Annotated in this window: 1 protein-coding gene and 1 pseudogene; both read right to left on the bottom strand. The window is 63.3% G+C overall.

Annotation, left to right across the window (positions count from 1 at the left end):
- Positions 1-139 precede the first annotated feature (139 nt).
- Positions 140-1,480 (bottom strand): hypothetical protein, encoded by a 1,341-nt coding sequence (locus tag G4D87_RS36650; RefSeq protein ID WP_163787423.1) that lies wholly within the window; start codon positions 1,478-1,480, stop codon positions 140-142.
- Positions 1,477-2,496: pseudogene (locus tag G4D87_RS36645) on the bottom strand (hypothetical protein); the annotation flags it as partial. The pseudogene G4D87_RS36645 and the gene G4D87_RS36650, both read right to left, overlap by 4 nt.

Raw genomic sequence — 2,496 nt, 5'->3', positions numbered from 1 at the left:
GCCCCACCGCGATTACCGCGACACGCTCCTAGGCCGGCGGCATGATGGCCGCACCAAGGGCAGCTTCACAATCCCGAAGCTGCCCTCATGGCCTAAGCAGCACGCCCGCGGCATCGGCGCCCCGCCGGCCCAGGAAACCTCAATCTCGAGGCCGGTACCGTTCCGCCTCATGGAAGAACTGCGTGAGCGAGTAGTCCAGCAGCGACTGGCGGGACTGCATGTACCGGCGGGCGCGGAGGAAGGGCAGCCAGACGCGCTTACCCACACGCACCTGGGACTCCTCCAGTTTCTGGCGCGGCACCCACGTCCCACCCAACCGCCGCACCAGCACGTCCCCCAGATAGGCTCCAAGTGCCGGTATCGTGTGTCCGTCGAGGACGTCGCGCGTGTAGCGCTCGGGGAAGTGGGTCTTCCAGAAGTGGAAGTCGAGGTCCGTCAGCGACTCAGGCGTCTCCTTCATGATGGAGGGCACATCCGTGTGAAGCACAGCCACGAGGCCTTCGGACAAGTCGCCGTAGGACTCGAGGACGCGCTCCGGATTCGCCACGTCCGAGGGATGAGCGACAGGGAGCCACTCCTCCGGCACCGGCGGTCGGAAGGCGTTGAGTTCGGCAATCTTCCGTTGCCGCTCGCTGATGGCGAACTCGTCCGGCAGCCGAGAGAGGAACGGCGCCACGTCAGGATGGAAGCGCGGCTCGACGGGTACGAGCGCGGCGCTGCGCTCCCGCAACTTGCACAGCACCGTGTCGAAGTCGAGGTCCGGCCGCAGGTGGACGTGGGCTCGGGCCTGCACCACACGCGCCTCCTCACTCGCGAACTCGGCAGCAGTCGGCCATAGCGCCACGAGGACGGAGCCGTTGGGTAGCTCCTCCACGAGGTGCGCAGGCGTCGAGAGCATCCGCTCACGGCCTACGCTCTCCACGAGCTTGGGGCCGAAGACATTCAGCCAGAACAGCTCATAAATCTTGTCGAACCCGTCCCGCCTCCATGTCTCATCGTCACGACCGAAGGCAGGATTATCGGTAAGGCCCCAGTCAGCCGTACTGTGCGCCGCAGCATAATGAGACGGGTACCGAGAGGCCCAGGCACGAACCATTGCCACAAAACCGCGGCTAGCCTCCTCCTGTGCAAAAAATGAGATCGGTTGAACATGAAGACTGACGCTCAAGTCGGGTTCAGCTTGCGCAAGTCCAAGAGTAAGCGACAACGACACGCCGGGATTCTCTGAGCGAAATAGTCCAATGGTCGATCCGTAGGCGTCGCGTCGCTCGTCAATCGCGCGCAGCACGGCGTCTCGGGAGTATTTTCGGCTCCGCTTCGCCTTAACAAGCGTTGGCACCCAACCATCTGCATACTTCTCAAGATTATCAAGGAATGGCGCCACCTCGGACTCCACCCCATCCTTCGGATTAAATGCCCCATCATAAAACAGGCGCAGACAATCTGCCTTGTTCAGATCGTGGATCGTCAGCGTCTTCATTGAGAAAACACCTCCACCCCAGTCCTCTTTTGCGCGTCGGTCGCCGCGCGCGTAAACAACCCAGTATCCTCGGGCAGGAGGCCCTTCTCCTCATAGACAAGGCGCACTCGCTTTATCTCCGCCTGCTGGCGCATACCGTCCCGCACAATCTTGAGCGTTCCACCGTAGTATTTCATGGCGTTGCTGGCGTCCGTCCTCACCTGCACAGGTAGCGCATCTTCGCCCAGAACGGCCAAGTTCCGACTCTTGAAGCTGAACGTCTCCACCCGCGAGGGCTGACCCGGAGTGGTCCTCTTTTCGATGACAAGCACGTCCGCATAGCGAAGGTCCAGCTTCGAGACTCCTACGTGGGTCTCGATCTGTGGCTCGTCGAAGTCCTTGAGCCATTTCCGCTCGGCCCGCGGCTTCGCCGCATCCTCCTCCAGGATCGCGACCATCTTCCTCTCGAACGCCATACCCCGGGCGTGGTGGTCACGCATCCCCTTGTAGCCCTCCCACAGCAAGGGCCCCTTGACGGCATCACCGTCCTGAATTTCCTTCAGTCGGCTCTTGCGATAGGCGACGTACTCCTGCCAGCGCGGCGCCCCCTGCTCGACTCCCGGCGGTGGCTCCTCCAGCTTCGGTGCCTGCTCCTTCAGCAGCTTCACATCCTTCGGGAGCCGTGGACCCGAGGACTCCAGCTCCGCCTGGAGCAGCTTGGCCCTCGCGGACTCCGTTGCGCCCACCTTGGCGTCCTGGGCGAAGAGGTCCAGGTTGTCGAACTGCTTTTTTCTCGCCGCCGACTGGACAGGCTCGCGACGCGCCCCTCCTCTCGTCGTTGCAGCCTTGGAGGTCTCCCGACTTGCCGCCTGCGCCTCCGCAGCGGACGCCTCGGCGTTCTTCTCGAAGAGGTCCAGGTTGTCGGACCACTTCCCGGCTGAGCCCCTTGTGGCCACGGGCTTAGCGGACTCGCGGCTGGCCGACTCCATCAGCAGCACCTGAGCCTTCGCGGGGTTTCCGCGGGCTTCGTACAGCGC

The sequence above is a fragment of the Myxococcus vastator genome, assembly GCF_010894475.1.
GTDB classification, from domain to species: domain Bacteria; phylum Myxococcota; class Myxococcia; order Myxococcales; family Myxococcaceae; genus Myxococcus; species Myxococcus vastator.
Note: the sequence above shows the minus strand (reverse complement) of the source record. Positions and strands in the feature narration are given on the sequence as shown.

Bases quoted from the DNA above. Each gene is read 5' to 3' on its own strand.
- G4D87_RS36650 (WP_163787423.1), bottom strand. From the start codon at position 1,480: ATGAAGACGCTGACGATCCACGATCTGAACAAGGCAGATTGTCTGCGC.